Annotated in this window: 17 protein-coding genes; 6 read left to right on the top strand and 11 right to left on the bottom strand. The window is 44.4% G+C overall.

The window, feature by feature from the left end; all coding sequences use genetic code 11:
- Positions 1–466: 466 nt before the first annotated feature.
- Both XZ46_RS22250 and XZ46_RS22245 read right to left on the bottom strand, forming a co-directional pair.
- A complete protein-coding gene (locus tag XZ46_RS22250) occupies positions 467–1,087 on the bottom strand; it encodes a PQQ-binding-like beta-propeller repeat protein (RefSeq protein ID WP_008054089.1) in 621 nt (206 codons plus the stop codon).
- Between the two features lie 162 nt (positions 1,088–1,249).
- Positions 1,250–1,735, bottom strand: coding sequence for an allophycocyanin subunit alpha-B (locus tag XZ46_RS22245; protein WP_006616661.1), 486 nt, complete (start codon positions 1,733–1,735; stop codon positions 1,250–1,252).
- Between the two features lie 395 nt (positions 1,736–2,130).
- Between XZ46_RS22245 and rlmD the strand changes: the two genes are divergently transcribed.
- A complete protein-coding gene (gene rlmD / locus XZ46_RS22240; protein ID WP_006623606.1) occupies positions 2,131–3,516 on the top strand; it encodes a 23S rRNA (uracil(1939)-C(5))-methyltransferase RlmD in 1,386 nt (461 codons plus the stop codon).
- 164 nt (positions 3,517–3,680) lie between these two features.
- Here the strand turns inward: rlmD and XZ46_RS22235 are convergent, their stop codons facing one another.
- The 3 genes from XZ46_RS22235 to XZ46_RS22225 form a co-directional block, all read right to left on the bottom strand.
- A complete protein-coding gene (locus XZ46_RS22235) occupies positions 3,681–4,289 on the bottom strand; it encodes a hypothetical protein (RefSeq protein WP_008054084.1) in 609 nt (202 codons plus the stop codon).
- A 2-nt stretch (positions 4,290–4,291) separates the two neighbouring features.
- Positions 4,292–5,395 carry a glycine oxidase ThiO gene (thiO, locus tag XZ46_RS22230; RefSeq protein ID WP_006623608.1) on the bottom strand — a complete coding sequence of 368 codons (1,104 nt, stop codon included), beginning with the start codon at positions 5,393–5,395 and terminating at the stop codon, positions 4,292–4,294.
- A 69-nt stretch (positions 5,396–5,464) separates the two neighbouring features.
- Positions 5,465–5,989, bottom strand: coding sequence for a hypothetical protein (locus tag XZ46_RS22225; protein ID WP_008054082.1), 525 nt, complete (start codon positions 5,987–5,989; stop codon positions 5,465–5,467).
- Positions 5,990–6,046: 57 nt separating this feature from the next.
- On the opposite strand from XZ46_RS22225, the gene XZ46_RS22220 reads away from it, so the two are divergent.
- Together XZ46_RS22220 and XZ46_RS34720 are read left to right on the top strand one after the other, a co-directional pair.
- On the top strand, positions 6,047–6,301 hold the full coding sequence (locus XZ46_RS22220; protein WP_006623610.1) for a DUF8620 family protein: 255 nt from the start codon (positions 6,047–6,049) through the stop codon (positions 6,299–6,301).
- Between the two features lie 187 nt (positions 6,302–6,488).
- Complete coding sequence (locus XZ46_RS34720; protein WP_071829383.1) at positions 6,489–6,728, top strand: hypothetical protein; 240 nt, start codon at positions 6,489–6,491, stop codon at positions 6,726–6,728.
- 368 nt (positions 6,729–7,096) lie between these two features.
- On the opposite strand, the gene XZ46_RS22215 is transcribed toward XZ46_RS34720, so the two are convergent.
- From XZ46_RS22215 to XZ46_RS22195, 5 genes are all read right to left on the bottom strand, one after another.
- Positions 7,097–7,327 carry a FeoA family protein gene (locus XZ46_RS22215; protein WP_006623612.1) on the bottom strand — a complete coding sequence of 77 codons (231 nt, stop codon included), beginning with the start codon at positions 7,325–7,327 and terminating at the stop codon, positions 7,097–7,099.
- Positions 7,327–8,778 carry a ferrous iron transporter B gene (locus tag XZ46_RS22210; protein ID WP_006669497.1) on the bottom strand — a complete coding sequence of 484 codons (1,452 nt, stop codon included), beginning with the start codon at positions 8,776–8,778 and terminating at the stop codon, positions 7,327–7,329. The genes XZ46_RS22215 and XZ46_RS22210 overlap by 1 nt, the downstream gene beginning before the upstream one ends.
- A complete protein-coding gene (locus tag XZ46_RS22205) occupies positions 8,702–9,370 on the bottom strand; it encodes a FeoB small GTPase domain-containing protein (RefSeq protein ID WP_006669496.1) in 669 nt (222 codons plus the stop codon). The genes XZ46_RS22210 and XZ46_RS22205 overlap by 77 nt, the downstream gene beginning before the upstream one ends.
- 805 nt (positions 9,371–10,175) lie before the next feature.
- Positions 10,176–11,297 (bottom strand): SGNH/GDSL hydrolase family protein, encoded by a 1,122-nt coding sequence (locus XZ46_RS22200; protein ID WP_008054075.1) that lies wholly within the window; start codon positions 11,295–11,297, stop codon positions 10,176–10,178.
- On the bottom strand, positions 11,294–12,493 hold the full coding sequence (locus XZ46_RS22195) for an alginate O-acetyltransferase AlgX-related protein (protein WP_008054074.1): 1,200 nt from the start codon (positions 12,491–12,493) through the stop codon (positions 11,294–11,296). Before XZ46_RS22195 ends, XZ46_RS22200 begins: the two co-directional genes overlap by 4 nt.
- 282 nt (positions 12,494–12,775) lie before the next feature.
- Here XZ46_RS22195 and mfd point away from each other — a divergent pair, with 282 nt between their 5' ends.
- The 3 genes from mfd (at position 12,776) to XZ46_RS22180 (ending at position 18,489) form a co-directional block, all read left to right on the top strand.
- A complete protein-coding gene (gene mfd / locus XZ46_RS22190; RefSeq protein ID WP_008054073.1) occupies positions 12,776–16,279 on the top strand; it encodes a transcription-repair coupling factor in 3,504 nt (1,167 codons plus the stop codon).
- A gap of 763 nt (positions 16,280–17,042) precedes the next feature.
- A complete protein-coding gene (locus XZ46_RS22185) occupies positions 17,043–17,786 on the top strand; it encodes an energy-coupling factor ABC transporter ATP-binding protein (RefSeq protein WP_006623619.1) in 744 nt (247 codons plus the stop codon).
- A gap of 292 nt (positions 17,787–18,078) precedes the next feature.
- Positions 18,079–18,489: a CAAD domain-containing protein gene (locus XZ46_RS22180; RefSeq protein WP_006623620.1), complete on the top strand. Its 411-nt coding sequence runs from the start codon at positions 18,079–18,081 to the stop codon at positions 18,487–18,489.
- 51 nt (positions 18,490–18,540) lie between these two features.
- Here the strand turns inward: XZ46_RS22180 and XZ46_RS22175 are convergent, their stop codons facing one another.
- Entirely contained in the window at positions 18,541–19,494 is a 954-nt protein-coding gene (locus tag XZ46_RS22175; RefSeq protein ID WP_006623621.1) for a class I SAM-dependent methyltransferase, read from the bottom strand.
- Positions 19,495–19,544 lie beyond the last annotated feature (50 nt).

Genomic DNA, 19,544 nt, shown 5'->3' with positions numbered 1-19,544 from the left:
TATAACCCGCCACTCCATAATCCCCATAATTCGCGATCGCTTGTTCAAAACTCACACTATGTTAAGTTTTGTAAACAAAAATTAAGAAATGTTGCGAAAAAATTTTTGTGGTGGGGTTGCTTGCTTTTGTCGCTGAATCGTGGTATTATATTAGATAATCGGAGTATTGACATTTTTTTTATTTTTGCAAATATCCAATTATTTATAAATATGTCAATATAATACCACTACTCCCCGCCACCTGTCAACCCTATTTCCGAATTAATTATTAATTGTAGGGGCGCGCCTCTGCTGTCAATTCTCAATTCCCCACGACCAGAGCCATAAACCCGCCCTACCCCACCGGGGAATTACAGGGGAAGGGGGAAGGGGGAAGGGGGAAGGTGCGTCAGTTGATAATTATCCGGTTCTCATCGCCATAGTCGGGGGTCTGACGCACCCTAAAGTCGGGTGATCAATTATCCCGTTAAGAAGCCTCAGACGGACGTATCCATAAACGATTATCAGAAGTAGCAGCAAACAATTTCCCTTCACTAGCAGCCATAGCCACCACATTATTAGCATGACCAATTTGCTGCCAGATCAAATCCTCGTGGACAGTATCGCGCATCCAGAGATTATTGTCAGAAGTAGCAGCATAAAGTTTTCCACCCGTAGCAGTTAATCCCACCACATTATTAGCATGACCAATCTCGACCCAAGGAATATCCTGAGTATTGACCTCCCGAGTCAATAACTTATTATCCGAAGTAACAGCATAGAGATTACCGTCACTGGCGGTCATGGCTATCACCTTCTCAGCCTGACCAATCTTATCCCACTTGATATCCTCAGCCACCCCTTCACGGACCCAGAAGGAGCCATCTTGGGTAGCAGCAAATAACATATTATTAGCGGCAGCCATAGCGACAGCCTGATTAGCCTGACCAATCACCTGCCAGTTAATATCCCCAGGGACAGCCACCCTAATCCACAACTTATAATCTTGAGTAATTGCATAAAGGGCACCATCCATGGCAGCCATAGCGACCACATAGTTAGCATGACCGATGTGTTCCCAATTTATCTCTGTTCTATTAATACTCATTAACACCGACTCCTTCAGTTTTAAAGATCTGATGGCAGACCCATCATAGCCAAATAATTAACAAAATCAACCCCATGCCGACCCTGGGATGCGATCGCCCAAGAATAGCCTTTAGACATGGGGCTGTTTGTGCCTATAGCTAAAAACCCAAACAATCCCTAGTTAGGACATAGCTTGGATAATAAAGTCAAAGTAAGGGGCTGCCTCCTTAGCATCTTCATCATCCAAAAGCGCCAGAGATGCTTCCTTGAGGCAACGGATAGCCTCTACCATTCCCGGCATAGGAACACCCAGAGAATTGTACATTTCCTTAACCCCAATCAAGCCAATGCTTTCAATAGGATCTTTATCTCCAGACAGAATGCCATAGGTAATTACACGCAGATACCAGCCATAGTCCCGCAAACACAAGGAACGTTCCCGCTGTCCAGCGGCATTACCACCGGGGGCAATAAAATCTGGGCGCTTCTTCCACAGTTGTGCACTAGCACGGTCAACAATCTTTTTTTCGTTTTCGGTAAGTGTATCGACAATCCGCAACCTTTGCTCACCAGTTTTCAAGAAATCACTAATATTCTTGAGTTCCCCAGTGGTCGGGTAACGGAGTTCATCGTCGGCCTTGAGAATAACTTGGCTTACTACAGTCATCGTTTTTCAAACAGATAAACAATAATTTCCGGTCGAGATAGCCTTGACAGCCTACCCCCCTATTGAGAATGGTACATTAAAGTTTCCCCTCATACCGATCCTAGTCTAAATGCTGGGGGTTATCGGTACGGCTTATGCTTACTAGTATTATTCAGGTTGACCCACTGATATATTCTGGCGATCGCATCATGAACAGATTGTCCCGGTCTGAGGGAGTCGTTAACTCGCGCTTTCCCATAAGGCTTCCCCTAATGGCTCTCAGACCACTAACATTAAGTAGTTTAGCGATTCAGGACTACAGAGGGCTACAGACACCAACCGAAAAAACGCTTATCCTACGAAAAAGCCTCCCAGAGGTTTTCACCTGCTCATTTCACACTATCGGATTTAAAAGTATGGCAACTTGGCAGCAAGGTCAACAGATAGAAGTCTCAATTACAGATTTAGCAGAAGGCGGAAACGGAGTCGGACGATATCAAGACCGAGTTGTGTTTGTCCCAGATACGGTCCCAGGCGATCGCGCTTTGGTCAGACTCACACGGGTTAAGTCTAAATACGCAGAAGCCAAAATACTTAAACTGATCACAACGTCATCATCCCGTATCCGTCCCCATTGCATTGTTGCTGACAAATGTGGGGGCTGTCAGTGGCAGCATATAGATTATGATTTCCAACTAGAAGCCAAAAGGGGTTTAGTAGTTAATGCGTTAACCAAAATGGGGGGATTTATAGAACCACCAGTAGCCCCAGTTTTGCCCTCCCCTCAATCTTTAGCCTATCGCAATAAAGTTACCTATCCCCTACGATTATCTTCTACAGGTCAGGTACAAGCTGGATATTATCAAAAGGGCAGCCATCGGTTAATTAATTTGAATCAGTGTCCGGTGCAAGATCAGCGCCTCAATCCTTTATTGGCTAACATTAAACAGGATATCCAAAATCGCGGGTGGCTGGTTTATGATGAACAACAACACACTGGCACTATCCGCCATCTTTCTTTTCGCATAGGGCGGCGCACAGGGGAAATTTTGCTCACTCTTGTAGTCAAAGATAATAATTTACCACAACTTAAAGAACAGGCTGATATCTGGCTACAGCAATATCCACAATTGGTAGGAGTTTGTCTTAATATCAATAGCGATCGCACTAATGCTATCCTTGGCAAAAATACCCATTGTCTCATCGGCAAACCTTATATACATGAGATATTTGCTGATTTAAAGTTGCGCTTGACTTCGGACAATTTCTTTCAAGTCAATACGGAAGCGGCGGAATCTCTGTTATCAGCTATTTCCTCGGAGTTGAATTTGCAGGGTCACGAAATTCTAGTAGATGCTTACTGTGGTATCGGCACGTTTACTCTACCCCTAGCCAAGCAATTAGGACAGAATTTCCCCCCAGGAGAAATTAGGGCGATCGGTTTGGAGTCCCAAGCTGGGGCGGTAGAACAAGCTATTTCTAATGCTGATTTAAATGATATTAATCATGTAGAGTTTCGCGTCGGTAACGTCCAAAAACTCTTGCCAGAAATACCATTTCAGCCAGATATAGTTGTGCTAGATCCACCCCGACAAGGATGCGATCGCACTGTTATTCAAACTCTCTTAAATCTACAGCCTCAACGCATTGTTTATATCAGTTGTCGTCCCGTTACTTTGGCACGAGATTTACAACTACTCTGCGAAAACGGCATTTATCAACTCACCAAAGTACAACCTGCCGATTTTTTCCCACAAACCTCCCATGTTGAATGTGCAGCCTTTTTGACTCTTAGTCACTAATCTAACTCATGCCCAAAAACTCCTCCCACCCCTTCCTGTCTCTCTCTGATTAATTCCCAAATTTACTATTGACATATTATGCGACTTGACCTATAATAGTATCATGGGAAAATGTGGGCGCATATATATGGCTGTACTGGCTAGGGCAGCCCAGAGGGGTCAATCTATTGCCTAATTCTGACTTGAGTCCAAAACAGTTGCATAAGACCAACTCCAGTGAGACCAGCAACTATAGTCCAGGTGAGGGTCAAACCAATAACATCTCCCAAGAAAAAGCCTGTCAACTGTCGCAAAATGCCACCTAATAGCCACCCTATAGGTAATCCCACACTCCAACACACAACACTAGCGACGACCCAGCGACGACCCCAAAATACGGACTCTCGCAAAGCCCACCATTGAAACAGTCCCAACGCCACACCGACCTTGAATCCTTCTATGACCCCATAAAACAGACGGAGAAACAGGTTAAGGGTCCGCGGTGCCATCCAACCCATAGCACCCATAGGAGTTAACCCCATTAAACACCAAGCGATCGCACTAACGAAAATCCAACGCCAGGGGTAAGAAATATGGTGACGGAGGACAAACCATTGCGCGCCGCCAACACTCAACCCACCAACAACTCCGACCAACCAATTAACATCAGGACGTTCTCCCACTTCTATCCATAGCAAACTGACCAGAAACCCAGCCACAGTGACAGCGACCCACTGGACCAAAAATCGGCTTTCAGCTTTAACCAGGGAAACGGACTGACACAGCCACCACATAATTAGCTAGAAAAGCGATCCCAGCAGAAGTATTCTAGTAGAGGGTCTGATTTGTCATAGCATACCAAATCAGCAATTAATTCAGCGGTAATAGGGGCTAGTAAAATACCATTACGGTGATGACCTGTAGCTAGGGTTAAATTCTCAAAGGGACTCCTACCCAAGATAGGTAATTCGTCGGGGGTAGTAGGGCGAAAACCGGACCAAAATTCCTCAATGGGAAACTCTGCGAGTCCGGGATAAAGTCGGGTAGCCTCTGAGAGGAGAGTATTTATTCCTTTGGGGGTGAGACTCTTGTGAAAGCCGACATTTTCAGCGGTAGCCCCCAGGACGATTAAACCATCACGACGAGGTACAATATAAATACCAGACCCAAATAGAACCTGTTTTAGGGGTAGTTGGGAAATATCACTAGGGACTCGCAGTGATAACATTTGACCTTTTATGGGGTATACTGGGATAGGCAGGATTTGACCTGACCAAGCTCCGGCTGCGAGAATGTAGTGGGAAGCGACGATCGCCCCTTGGTTAGTGTTGATTTGCTTAATTTTATTAGTGGTGGTGGCGATTTCTTGGACTTCTACACCATCCCTAATTTGGATGCCTAATTGTTGGCTGGCATGAATTAGCGATCGCATTAATAGGCGGCGGTTGTCAACTTGACCATCTTGTGGAAACCACCATCCTCCAACCACTTCTGAAGTTAAACCGGGTTGTTGAGTGATCAGCTGATCAGCTTCTAGCCAGATAGCGGGACTTTCAGGAGTTTGTGGTAGTTGTGTTTGGTGGGGATATTGGTAAACGGGGGCGAGAATACCACAAGGCCAATAACCGGTATCTAAGCCAGTGAGGTCTTGAATTTGTCTAGTCCAAGGTTGATAAAGCGATCGACTACGGAGGGCTAAATCAAGCAGAGGACTTGGGGGAATTCTTTCCGCCTGGGGTGCTAACATCCCCGCCGCCACATATCCCGCCGCCTCTTGAGTATTGCGGCTACAGACGGTGACAGTTGCGCCTCGCCATTGGAGAGCGATCGCCACAGATAACCCAATAATACCACCACCTATAACAATTATATCACTTTTTTGATGACTTGAGGTAATCATTGTTAGTCACAAATTCTGAATTATGAATTAATTTAGATCTGACTTCTGACGCGGTAAATCAATGTAGTCTCAGTTTTTTTTCTTGTCGTTGGGGGTATCGGTTTGAGGGGGGGAGTGGCTGTCAGAAGACTTTAGGGCTTCATCTAAAACCATTCTAGCAGCCTCAGCATGGCTGCGCGCTTCCCGGTAGCGAAGGTTAGCGACCGCAAAATTTTTCAAAGCCTTAAACCCTTCTTTGAGGTCAGTAATTTCTTCCATGGTGGTAGTTTGGTCACTAAAGAGGATATCAATTTGGTCACGTGCTTTTAGGGCTTCTTCGCGAGACTCCATCATTTTTAACTTGAGTGAAGCGAGGTTGCTAAGGGTCTGGACAGCTTCCGTGACAGCATCTTCTTCTCCAGTAGTTGCCATAGAGGTTTCCTTAACCTCCACAAACTGCTCTGGACCAAAGCCATCTTCCAACTCAGTGGGTAATTTTCCATCATCCATAAGTTCCATAAGTTTATCCATAGCCTGGTCACGGGCTTTAGGGGAGTCTTTACCCCGGACAGACAGGATAATTTCTGGACTTTGGGGGAGGGTGTAGCGAACCATATTGACACAGATTGCCTAGAATGACTATTTAGATAAATATTTTAGCAGAATCCGAACATGAAAGAACAAGTTATTCTCTGGTTGAACCGCCTTTTGGTAGCTGATGTGTTTTTGGTGTTATTGAGTTTCCTATGGTTGGCGATCGCTGTTTTGGGTAAATCTATGGGGGTTAACCTGGGATTAGAACTTTGGTATCAACTCTGGGAACCTGTTTTCACACCGGCGATCGGTCTATTGATGGCGGGTGCGTTACTAATCGGGGCTATGAATCAAATCTCTAAATGGTTAGTACGTCCTGACTCCCAATCATAATCTATCATCCCCCTAAACAGTTAATGATTAATAGTCGATAGTTGACTCTCCCAATTATCGACTTTCTCTTTTACCGATACTCTCCCAACTTCCGACTTCTAAAAACCGCGACCTTTTCAAGTCAACGGGGAAACTCCTATGTGGGTAGGTTATATTTTACCGACTTCCCCAACTTCCGACTTTCTGTTTGAGGAAAACTCTCCCAACTTCCGACTTCACCAAACCGCGACCTTTTCAAGTCAAGCTGAAAACTCCTATGTGGGTAGGTTATATTTTACCGACTTCCCCAACTTCCGACTTTCTGTTTGAGGAAAACTCTCCCAACTTCCGACTTCACCAAACCGCGACCTTTTCAAGTCAAGCTGAAAACTCCTATGTGGGTAGGTTATATTTTACCGACTTCCCCAACTTCCGACTTTCTGTTTGAGGGAGACTCTCCCCAATTACGACTTCACCAAACCGCGACCTTTTCAAGTCAAGCTGAAAACTCCTATGTGGGTAGGTGATATTTGACAGACTTCCCCGACTTCCCACTTCGGAAAACCGCGACCTTTTCAAGTCAAGCTGAAAACTCTTATGTGGGTAGGTGATATGAGAGTAACTCTCCCGACTGGTGACTTTCCGTTTGAGGGAGACTCTCCCAACTTCCCACTTCGGAAAACCGCGACCTTTTCAAGTCAACGGGGAAACTCCTATGTGGGTAGGTGATATGAGGGTAACTCTCCCAACTGGTGACTTTCTATTTGAGGGAGAGTCTCGGACCTGTGAGGGTTGAGAAGATGAACTGACATAGGTTTAGGGTGATGCTTTAACCTCGACAAAAATAGTTTTAGCTGTTTCGGTATCTAAAGCGACCCGTGAACGTCCGATTTTGATAACATAGGAGGGAAAACGTTGCTCTAAAAATAGAGGTACTCCTGGCATAACTCCCATAGCAAAGAGTTTATGTAGGATAGTGTCCTGTTGGGTTTTAATCTCGACAACGATCGCATCTACCCTCAGATCCAAACTCACGAGAGAAATCATTAAAAATTCACCCCAACCAGGTCCAGTAAAAAATTCGCACCATATCCCATGGTAAAAGCAAAAGGTATAATCAATGCTACCATAATCAGAGTAATTTTCAAACCTTGTTCTTTAACCATTACCTGAAACTGCGCCACACAGGGGAGAAACAGAGTCAAAACTATGGCGGTAACTACTAATTGATTACCTGTTAATATACCAGTTTGAGTTAAATCAAAAAGTCCCGCCGCGCCATAATCACGACGAAAGAAACCATAGAGGAAAATAGGTGCGACTTCTCGAGGTAGTCCCAAGGCTAAAGTAATGGGTTCCAATAAACCAACCAACCAGTTAAAGACTCCGGTTAAATGACCAATCCAAATAAACACGGAAACCCAAATAAATAGGGGGACTATTTCCCAAAAATATCCCTTCATACGCAGATAGGTTTTGATGAGGATATTCTGTAACTTGGGTATTCTCAAAGGGGGAACTTCCATATAAAATTCGGATCTATTTCCGGGAATAATCCGAGAAGTTAATGCGCCGACTATTAGAAAAACGGAGAGGATAAATCCCCCCCAAATTAATAGGGCTGTTGGTTTCATGGAAAGTAGTCCTAAAATCACGCCCCACTGGGCGGCACAGGGAACAGCTAGGGCGAGGAGAAAAATGGTAATCATCCTCTCCCGACGAGTTTCTAGGGTGCGAGTGACGACAGTTGCCATAGTATCACATCCTAAGCCTAATACCATGGGAATTACCGCCCTTCCTGATAAGCCTATTATCTTAAATAACTGATCTAGCATGAGAGATAGCCGGGGTAAATATCCACTATCTTCTAATAAGGAAAACATGAGAAAATAAGTCCCTACTACGGGTAAGACAATAGCGATCGCATAACGAACTCCTAGAGTAATAATACCATAATCATTAGCCAATAAATCCTGGAATATCTCTAGGGGAATTACGGCGGCTACGAAAGCATCTACCCTGGGATTAATATAGGTTTCAAAACCGCCTTCAATTAGGTCTACTAGAGTCCCCGCGCCAAACTCACCGACAAATTTATAAACGCCGAAATATAGGATGATTAAAAGTAGAGGAAACCCGGTAATCGGATTAACTGTAATCTGGTGCAATTTTTCGGCTAGGTCTGAGGTGTCGGAGGCTGATTCGGTTAAGACTTCTTTTTCAATATTCCCGGCTTTTTCTTGTCGGGTAATGGCGATCGCACGACTAATAGGAACATCAAGACTGACCTGGGCTTCCATAATAGCCAGATCGTATTCTTCCCGATAGGGGCTGGTTTTTATGGTCTCCAAAAATTGGGGATCTCGCTGCAAAATTAGTAGGGCTAAACTTCTATGGGAGAGGGTATAGGAGGGGAGACTATTATCTTTCAATAACAGAGATTCGATGTGAGCGATCGCTATTTCTATGGTCGGAGGATACACTACTGGACTCAACATAATCTACTACCTTGGTTTTTAATTCTTGAACTCCAATATTATGGGCTGCAGCCATTAACACTACGGGAATACCTAGCTTTTCCTCTAAGTCTTCAGCATTGATTTTAATACCAAGATGGTCGGCTTCGTCAATCAGATTAACTGCTAATAAAACTGGTAATCCGGCTTCTAGTAATTGTAGGGTTAGGTTTAGCATTCTCCCTAAATGTTGGGCATTTACTACATGAATGACCAAATCTATCCCCCTAGTCATCAATAGGTCTCGACCGACTTTTTCTTCTTCGGTAATGGGTAAGAGAGAATACATCCCTGGGGTGTCTATAATGGCGATCGCTTTGTCTCCAATTATCATGTCTCCTGTGGAAATATCTACGGTGGTTCCCGGATAGTTGGAAACTGTGGCATAATGGCTAGTTAGGGCATTAAATAATACGCTTTTTCCCACATTCGGAGAACCCACTAGGGCGACTGTAGGCTTATTTGACACCGCCGAGAAATGGCGATCGCTTTTCGGTCTCCACCACTTCCACCAATGTCTCGGTGAGCTAGACGTTTTACCTGAACAGTTTTTAGAGCAGTAATTACAACTCATGTAGATTATTAGTAATAATTCACGTAAAACTCCTGGGAGGGTTGGAAGCTCCGTGATTGATCACGGAGAGGAAAACCGACTCAAGCGGATGACCGCCGCCAGCACCCCTTTGCGGGGTGGAGGGGTATGGTTGCCCCTCCATGGAGCTATGGTTGGCTCCGACTCCCTTGCGGGGTAATGTTTGCTTCGCCAATGTTCAGAGTCGGTACTATCCAAATCGCACGTCCTTAACCCCTTAGAGATGTTTAACGATTCGGTTCATGAGCCTGGAACTAGCACGCATTCCAGGGTAGGAACTTTAACTCTTGCTCTGAACGGAGCCAGTTAAGGCTATAGCTGGTCAGCTACCTGAAAGGGGGGCACGAAGCCCCCGTGCTTCAGCCGGGGGTGCTGACTTTTATTGAATCCCTGAGTTATAGAATATCACTACAATATCGTCAATCACAAAAATTCCCGGTTTCTGACTATAAAACATAATCTAGGATTATCTAAACATGGTTTTAGATACAAACATTAAATCAATCTGTAAATTTTGGGATGATAATGGTTCTCATTATCGCAGAAAATCTGACGAGAGAATCGGTACTTGACAAGCCCCAATGTTAATGATAGAGTGGAATCTATAGGTTATGCTCCTCTTGGTGTGGGTTATGTCAGCTACAAGAGAGATTATAGGAACCCAAAGCCAGTAAAGCCGTAGTGACATTGACCAATTTCGGGAATAGAGACTCGAGAAGATTTCGCCGCGATGCACGAGTATTTTTTAGGCCAAAATTAGGGGGCTTGACAAAATTCCACATTTATGCTAATCCCCGTCAGAGTTGAAGTGGTGAGTAAGTAGATGTTTGGTAATTAATTCCGCGGCCAATGCGTTTCCGGCGATATTCCAGTGGCTGTCATTAGGTCGGTAGAGTCGGGTGGTTTGGGAAACCTGCCTAAAATCATCTAATAAGTCGATATAGTTGATATTGTATTGAGAAAGGCGATCGCGTAGGAGGCGGTTAGGGTGCTCAAAATCCAAACCTTGGGGGTCATCAGGCTTGAGGATATCAATAACTTGGGATTGTAGTTGTTTATTGACTTGTACCTCGGTAGGAATAATCACAATGGTTAGGTCAATATTTCGATAATCGCAAATCTCCTTAATGCGGCGAATATCCGCCATAGCGTCTTCAAAAAACCCTAGGAAAATGCCGTCCCTTGTCCTAATATCAAACATACGACTTAGGTTAGAAACCTGTTCAAGATAGGACTCATCAGTTAAGGTGGGGTGGTCGTCTTTATATTCGAGGTTATTGGGGTTATAGACAGTCCCTTCAAACTGAGTTTGGAGTTTAATCAAAGATTGTAAAAAGGCGACGGTATAGAAGGTTTCCTTATTTCTATCGAGGGAAGTTAGGTGATTGTCGATAAAATCATTACCAATATAAAAGGATAGGAGTATTTTATCAGGATTAAGCACTAACCCTTCATTAATCAATAAAGCCAAATAGGCGGCGGGTCCTAAGCCAGGAATTCCCATATTGATCACTTCGATATTTTTATCTTGGCTGTTTAGCTGTTTCTCAATCAAGGTTAAATAATTATAGTGATAGGGAACTATTCCAAAGGCGAAGGAATCACCAATTCCCAACATTCGATAAATACCCTCCGGTTTTGCTTGTGTAAATTCCACATCTTTAAAGCCATGGGAGTTTAGTTGAAAGTCAAAATCTTGGGCGTGGGGTCTTCCTCGCCAACGATTATATGAACGGTTATAGAAAACAAATGTGGGATTAATTCTGTGATAAATCCTGAAGGTAGCCTCGGTTAGCAGAAATGTAATTCCCGCGATAATTAAGGTTTGGCTAAAAAATTTACAAACTGGGTTATTAACAATGGCTTTTATCGGTAATTTTTGGGAAATTTTTAACTTTTCTTGGTTCATTTTTCCTCGGGTGCGAATACGGAGTCGGTAATTTTAACTAAGTGTTCAAACAAGATATCTTTAGCCAGTTTGTTTCCGTGGGAGTTCCAATGGGGTTCTTGGAATAGATAGAGATGGCGGTTTTGTTGTTCTACTCTAAATCTAGGAGTGAGGTCAATATAGGGAATGTTGTTTGACTCCAAATGTGAGATGAGGATATTTTGCTGACAGGTAATGTCATAATCATCTAAGTTTAGGTAAAAGGTAGACTGGAGTTGATTTAACAAGTGGTCGTTAACCTGGTATTCGTCGGGATAGATAGCCACGATAAACTTAATGTTCCTGGCTTGGAGAATGGCATTCATTTCTGAGATGCTATCCAAGATATAGTTAATGTTAGCATCACGATCGCCATTTTGTAGCTTCTCGATATTGCAGAAACTCATCCGACCACGTTCTACATCCAGAAATTTCTCCAGGGACAGAATACCTGGGGATGTTTCGGGTTCGTCTAAGGCGATCGCCTCGGTAGTCGCCACTAACTGACTCTGGGAGAGTTGATGGGACTGTTGAGACCTAGCGGCTTCTCGAAAGATTTTATATTTTTGTTGAATAAACAATAAGAGTCGTGATTTAGGAATAATCGGATAGCCAAATATTATTAACTCCTGACGGCGGTCAATATCAATGTAAAGGTCGTTAACAATAATTCGTTTTCGATAGGGGTCAGCATCAAGAAAATCATTCCCCACAAAAAAACCCAAGACGACTAAATGGGGATTATACTGCAATCCATATTTTTTCAATAAGGCTAGTTGTTCGGCGGTATGGGTTCCGGGATATCCAGCATTAATGACATCGACTTGATGCTGTCCGTAATGTTCCCGAAATTGGTTTTCTAATAAAGCGGTATAGTTGCCTTGTTGACCACCAGCCCAATTAAAAGAGTCGCTGAGAATGAGCATCCGAAATATATCAGGATCTGGTTGGAGGGGATAGTCTCGGTCATTGAAGCCAAATTGATTATTACCGTTAGCATGACCGCGAATTTTAAACCCCATATCAGGGTCGTATTGATAGAGTCCGCGAAATAAATAGGGTTCGGAGACAATCATGATTACTTCTACTAAGAAGAACGGTACAATTGTCCAGCAACACAGTAGGAGTAAAATTTGCCGTAAGGGCGGTAATTTTACAGATGGTAATAATTTTTTCATGAAGCCTTATGAATTTACTTCCTCGCATGATTAATAGGATAGCAGTCCCGACGGATATTGTCCATACCTATCTCTGATGGATAACTGGGAATAGGGAGGGGCATGGTTTGGGAGTATAAATACTTGATAATAGTGTAATCAAAAGGCAGAAGGGAAATGGGCGGATGATGTGGAGTTGATAAATAGGCAATCAGGGTAAGTGGGGGAAATCAGAGAAGTTGCCGTCAAAATAGCCCAAAGGTTATAGAATATAAAAATATTTCGTTGTCAGTCGGCTAACTTATGACCTTTTCTGCTGTAGTTCGGGCCTTGGGGCGATCGCCTCTGACGGCTGAACTTCTGACTAAACTGAACCAACAGCAAGCCCTTCACCTTAACGGTCTTCCCCGTGTTCCCAAAGGACTGACGGCTTCAGCTTTAGCCCAGGAAGCTGGGTTAAACCTATTGGTGATAACAGCTACTTTGGAAGAGGCTGGTAGGTGGTCAGCCCAGCTAGAGGTGATGGGGTGGCAGACGGTACACTTTTACCCGACCTCGGAAGCATCCCCCTATGAACCCAGTTATAGCGAAGAGATGGTCTGGGGACAGATGCAGGTATTAGCGGACTTAGTGGCAAGAAACACAGGGAAAGCAGACCCGGTGGCGGTGGTAGCTACAGAGAGGTCTTTACAACCTCATCTCCCTCCGGTGAGTGACTTCCAGAGTTATTGTCTAACCCTGAAGTTGGGGATGACCTGGGAAGGAAAAACCATAGACGAAAAACTCGCCCAGTTGGGATATCAACGGGTGGCAGTGGTGGAAACTGAGGGGCAGTGGAGTCGCCGGGGAGATATTGTAGATGTGTTCCCGGTGGCTTCAGAACTTCCGGTGCGTCTGGAATGGTTTGGGGATGAGTTAGAAAGAATTAGGGAACTGGACCCGGTGACACAGCGATCGCTTGATCGGGTTGAGCAACTAATTCTCACGCCGACGAATTTTGCTCCGATTATCGAAGCGAATTTATCCCTATCTACGGAGACCCTAGAAACTCTCAAATCGGCTCAGATATCGGAGACGAAAACCGGACTATCTCATCTGTTAGGATTAGCATATCACAAGCCAGCTTCTTTAATTGATTATCTACCGGAATTAACTTTAGCGGTAATTGATGAACCTGACCAATGTGCAGGTCATGGCGATCGCTGGTTTGAACATATCGATGAACAGTGGCAAAATGAACAAGGTAAGCTGGTAACAGCAGAAGGGATATCTGTGGAAATTCCGGCAATTCATCAATGCTTCCGGGAGTCCCTAGCGACGGTTGAAAATCGTTTTGATAGGCTGTATCTCAGTGAACTGGCTGATTATAAATCCCCTCTTATTCAGGCTTCCACGGCATCGATAAACTTAGCCAGTCGTCCCGTCCCGGTGACTCCCCACCAATTCGGAAAAATTGCCGAGGTGATTCGCCAACAACGCGATCGCCAATTTACAGTCTTTCTAATTTCCGCCCAACCTAGCCGCTCAGTGGCTTTGTTATCGGAACATGATTGCCCATCTAAATTTATACCCAACCCCCGCGACTATCCAGCCATAGACTCATTAATCCGTAATACCCCCATTGCTTTAAAATATACGGGACTAGCCGAATTAGAAGGGTTTATTCTCCCCACCTTCCGTTTAGTTATTATCACGGACAGAGAGTTTTATGGTCAACACGCTTTAGCTACTTCTGGTTATATCCGCAAACGCCGCCGCGCCGCCTCCAAACAGGTAGATCCGAATCGACTACAACCGGGAGATTATGTGGTTCACCGCCAACATGGAATCGGTAAATTTGTGAAGTTGGAAAGCCTGACTATTAATCAAGAAATCCGCGATTATTTAGTGTTACAATATGCAGATGGAACCCTAAGAGTGGCGGCGGATCAGGTGGGAACTTTATCCCGTCTAAGGCGGTCAGAGTCGAAGGTTCCCCAACTCAATAAGTTGACGGGTAAAGCCTGGGAAAAAAGTCGGGAAAAAGTGGGTAAGTCCATTAAAAAATTGGCGGTTGATTTGCTGAAACTTTACGCCGAACGTTCCCAAAAAACTGGATTTAGCTATCCCGATGATACACCTTGGCAGCAGGAAATGGAAGATTCTTTTCCCTATCAACCGACTCCCGACCAACTGAAATGTAGCCAAGATGTGAAACGGGATATGGAAAGCGATCGCCCTATGGATCGTCTGGTGTGTGGAGATGTCGGTTTTGGGAAAACGGAAGTAGCAATTAGGGCGATTTTTAAAGCAGTTACGGCGGGGAAACAAGTGGCATTTCTCGCCCCCACAACGATTCTCACCCAACAACATTATCACACACTAAAAGAACGTTTTGCGCCTTATCCCATTGAAATTGGATTGCTTAATCGCTTCCGTAGCGCTAGTGAAAAAAAGTTGATTCAACAAAAGTTAACGACCGGAGAAATAGATATTATTGTGGGTACGCATTCGGTGTTATCTAAACATATTAAATTTCGGGATTTGGGACTGTTGGTAGTGGATGAAGAACAGCGGTTTGGGGTGAATCAAAAAGAGAAAATTAAAGCCCTAAAAACTCATGTGGATGTTTTGACTCTGACGGCGACTCCCATTCCCAGGACGCTGTATATGGCGTTATCAGGTATTCGAGAAATGAGTTTAATTACAACCCCACCACCCTCTCGTCGCCCAATTCAAACCCATTTAGGACCATTAAACCAGGAAACTATTAGGGCGGCGATTTGTCAGGAACTAGATCGGGGAGGACAGGTGTTTTATGTGGTTCCCCGCATTGAGGGTATTGAGGAGAAGTCGGCGGCGATTAGAGAAATGGTCCCTAGTGCTAGATTGGCGATCGCTCATGGTCAAATGGAAGCTGGAGAGTTAGAGTCGATCATGCTCACTTTTAGCGCCGGAGAGGCTGATATTCTCGTCTGTACGACCATTATTGAGTCGGGCTTAGATATCCCCCGTGTTAATACTATTCTGGTCGAGGATGCCCATAAATTCGGGCTAGGACAATTGTATCAGTTGCGCGGTCGTGTGGGGAGGGCGGGAGTTCAAGCCCACGCTTGGCTATTTTATCCGGTTAAAGGTGACGGACAGGCGGCTTTAACAGAAGATGCAGTTAAGCGACTGAGGGCGATTAAGGAGTTTACCCAGTTGGGGTCTGGTTATCAATTGGCGATGCGAGATTTGGAAATTCGCGGCGCTGGGGATATTTTGGGCGCTCAACAGTCGGGTCAAATGAATGCGATCGGTTTTGATTTATATACCGAAATGCTACAGGAAGCTATCCAAGAGGTACGCGGACAGGAAATTCCCCAGGTCGATGATACTCAGGTGGATCTGATTTTGACGGCATTCATCCCATCAGATTATATCACAGATTTAGATCAAAAAATGAGTGCTTATCGGGCGGTGGCATCTTGTCAGGATTCGGAAGAGTTAAGTAGAATTGAGGAAGATTGGAGCGATCGCTATGGTAAAATTCCCGCACCAGCCCAACAGTTACTCCGGGTAATGGAGTTAAAACAAATCGCTAAAAAGTTGGGGTTTGCTCGCATTAGACCGGATGATTCTAAGCAGAATATTGTTTTAGAAACACCTATGGAAGAACCCGCCTGGAATTTATTAAAGCAGAATTTACCTGAACATTTACAGCCTCGCTTTATCTACGGTCGCAAACAGGTAAAGATTCGTGGCTTGGGGGCCTTACCTCCTAGTAAGCAGCTCGATTGTCTGATTCAATGGTTGCAAACTATGCAGGAGGGAATCCAATCATAATTAATAATTAATAATTAATAATTAATAATTATGAAGGGCTGACGACCATCTTAAGAAACCCGGTTTCTTTGAGAAACCGGGTTTCTTGACTTCTGCGGTAGAAACCCGGCTATAATAAATAATTAGGTAGGGGCGGGTTCGGCTGTGAATTATGAATTCCCCACGACCATCTTAATAAACCCGCCCCACGGCGAATAATAATCACTGGTTAGAAACCCGGTTTCTTTGAGAAACCGGGTTTCTTGACTTCTAATAAATAATTAGGTAGGGGCGCGCCTCCGCTGTGAATTATGAATTCCCCACGACCATCTTAATAAACCCGCCCCACGGCGAATAATCATTACTGGTTAGAAACCCGGTTTCTTTGAGAAACCGGGTTTCTTGACTTCTAATAAATAATTAGGTAGGGGCGCGCCTCCGCTGTGAATTATGAATTCCCCACGACCATCTTAATAAACCCGCCCCACGGCGAATAATCATTACTGGTTAGAAACCCGGTTTCTTTGAGAAACCGGGTTTCTTGACTTCTAATAAATAATTAGGTAGGGGCGCGCCTCCGCTGTAAATTATGGATTCCCCACGACCATCTTAATAAACCCGCCCCACGGCGAATAATCACTGGTTAGAAACCCGGTTTCTTTGAGAAACCGGGTTTCTTGACTTCTGCGGTAGAAACCCGGCTATAATTAATAATTGGGTAGGGGTGGGTTCCGCTGTGAATTATGAATTCCCCAAGACCATCTTGAAGATAAACGGCGTTTTGATGAAGCGATCGCATTGGGAATCTGATTGTAGCATAAGAGTTGAGAATCTGACATTTAGCTATGCTGGGGAAAAGCCAATTTGGCGGGAAATTTCCTTTAGCTTGAACCCAGGAGAACGTCTAGGGCTTCTCGGACCAACGGGGACGGGTAAAAGTACACTGATGGAAACCCTAATTGGCTTAAAAACTCCTAACAGTGGCAAGATTTGGATTCAGGGAACCTTGGTAGAACCGTCAAGCCTGCGACAGATACGCCGCCAGATAGGTTTTGGTTTCCAAGACCCTAACGACCAGCTATTTATGCCGACCATTTTTGAGGATGTCATGTTCGGTCCCTGTAATTATGGGGTTAGTAATGAGCAAGCCTCAGAAATCGCCCATCAATTATTAGCCCAATTTGGTTTAGCTAAATTGGCTCATCGGTCTGTCCATGAACTATCAGGGGGTCAGAAACGTTTAGCCACCTTAGCAGCCATTCTAGCCCTAAATCCTACCATTTTGATTTTAGATGAGCCGACCAATGGGCTAGACCCGTGGTGGCGGCGTAACTTAGCGGAAATTTTGGTTAATTTACCTATCGAAGTCCTATTGATTGCTTCCCACGATCTACAATGGGTAAGCCGAGTAACAGAGCGATCGCTAATTTTGGGAGATGGCAAAATTCAAGTAGATCGACCCACTAAAGAACTATTGCAGGATAGGGACACCCTGGAAAAATGCGGTTTACCGGATAATTGGGCCTGAAACCTAGCCCGGCGCAAGGGTGATCTATGAAAGTGACTCAATTGCAGGAATAGATCTGCAATACCAGGCGGTATTTCTTCTGGAAACTAGCGGACCGTCTCTGTGATAGGGTAGGGGTGATATTCGCCGAAAAACTCAACTTCAAGGCGTGGACTTGCAGCCGTGGGACACGCGGTGAAGATGCTTGGTGAGGGGTTAAGCGTTCGCTCCCCGAAGACCCAAGAATCCCCGTCCTGTTAGGGCTGGGAGTGTCAATAGCGATAATCTTGTATTAAGTCGAAGGAGATTTAACATGGTAGAACCTACCAAAAGTGCCAACCCCACCACAGCTTCCCCCGAAGGAGGAACTATGACACCCACACCAGACCAGGGACCGAATAAAGAACAATTTGAAGAAATCAAAGAGAAAGTAGTTGTCTTTTTGTCGGAACTACCAGGTTATGTTTCCAAGTTTTTTGGAGAGTATCAAAAACCTATTGTTACTATCCTGTTAATTGTGGTGGCAGTGGTCACAATTAAGGTGTTATTTGCGGTAGTTGATGCCCTCAATGATATTCCCTTGGTAGCTCCCACTTTTGAGTTGATTGGCATGGGATATGCGGCTTGGTTTGTCTACCGTTACTTGCTGAAAGCCTCCACCCGCCAGGAATTAGTACAGGAAGTTAACGCTTTACGCAAACAGGTTTTTGGCAATAAGTCCTAACTAGAAAAACGCCGATTTTCACTTGGGCGCAATAGCGCCCTATTTTTTAAATCAAGGTTTGATGGCAATAATAGTTCGATGACGAGGGTCAGTTTCGATGGTGGTTTGATAGTTCAATCCACATTCAGATAAGGCGGTTTCTACATCAAAGGTATAGTAATCATCCGTCCAGGGTTCTGTACTTTTCATTAAGGTAAATAGCACGGGTGGCAGATTTTGAATGACGGCGGATTTGGGGTTATTATCAACTATGGCTAACACACCATGCGATCGCAAAATTCGTAAGGCTTCTTTAAATATCTTCCGCGTGGCTGTTCGCGGTAATTCATGAATCACAAATTGCAAAGTTACCACATCAAAAGAATCATCAGGAAAACCCGTATTCTCAGCGTTAGCGTGTTTCCACTCACTAATTTTTCCTTGAGTATCCCGCATTTTTGCCACCGATAACATATAGGGAGATAAATCTAAGCCTACTGTTCGGATTGAGGTTTCTTGTCTGTGTTGATAATAACTATGTAAAGCCTGGGTAGAAATTCCCACGGAACAACCTATATCTAAAATATCATGAACTGGGTTAGGGCTATAGTTTTCTAAAACCTGATGAAAACTGTGCCGCAACCTTTCCTGGGCTGTTAGCCATGATAAATCCTCTTTTGGCCATACTCGCAAAGCCATTGAATAGGTAGCAGACTCCGCCTCAAAAGCAGCTTTCCAGCAAAGATTTCCTTCATCATAAGCATGAAAGGGAACTTGATAATAGTCGGGGTAAACTACTGTGGTATCAGTGATTTCTGGGAGTAAGGCTGTTACGCCAGACCCTTCGAGTTGCTGATAAGTTTCTCGCCAGGGAATGCCTTTCTTTTCGGCGGTTTTAATTAACACCCGCCTAGCCTGATATTTCATGAGGTTGAAAATTGGCTTAGTTTGGATGAGAAGATTCACAAATTGGGAGAGGAAATCACCACCAGCCCAGTCGGGTTTGATTTTATCGCTTGTATTCATCAGACGGACATTATAATCATCAACAGTTGATTATCTCATAGTCTTAGCAT

Origin of the sequence: Limnospira indica PCC 8005, from assembly GCF_000973065.1 — a bacterium.
Taxonomy (GTDB): domain Bacteria; phylum Cyanobacteriota; class Cyanobacteriia; order Cyanobacteriales; family Microcoleaceae; genus Limnospira; species Limnospira fusiformis.
This window is presented reverse-complemented; position numbering and strand designations above follow the sequence as displayed.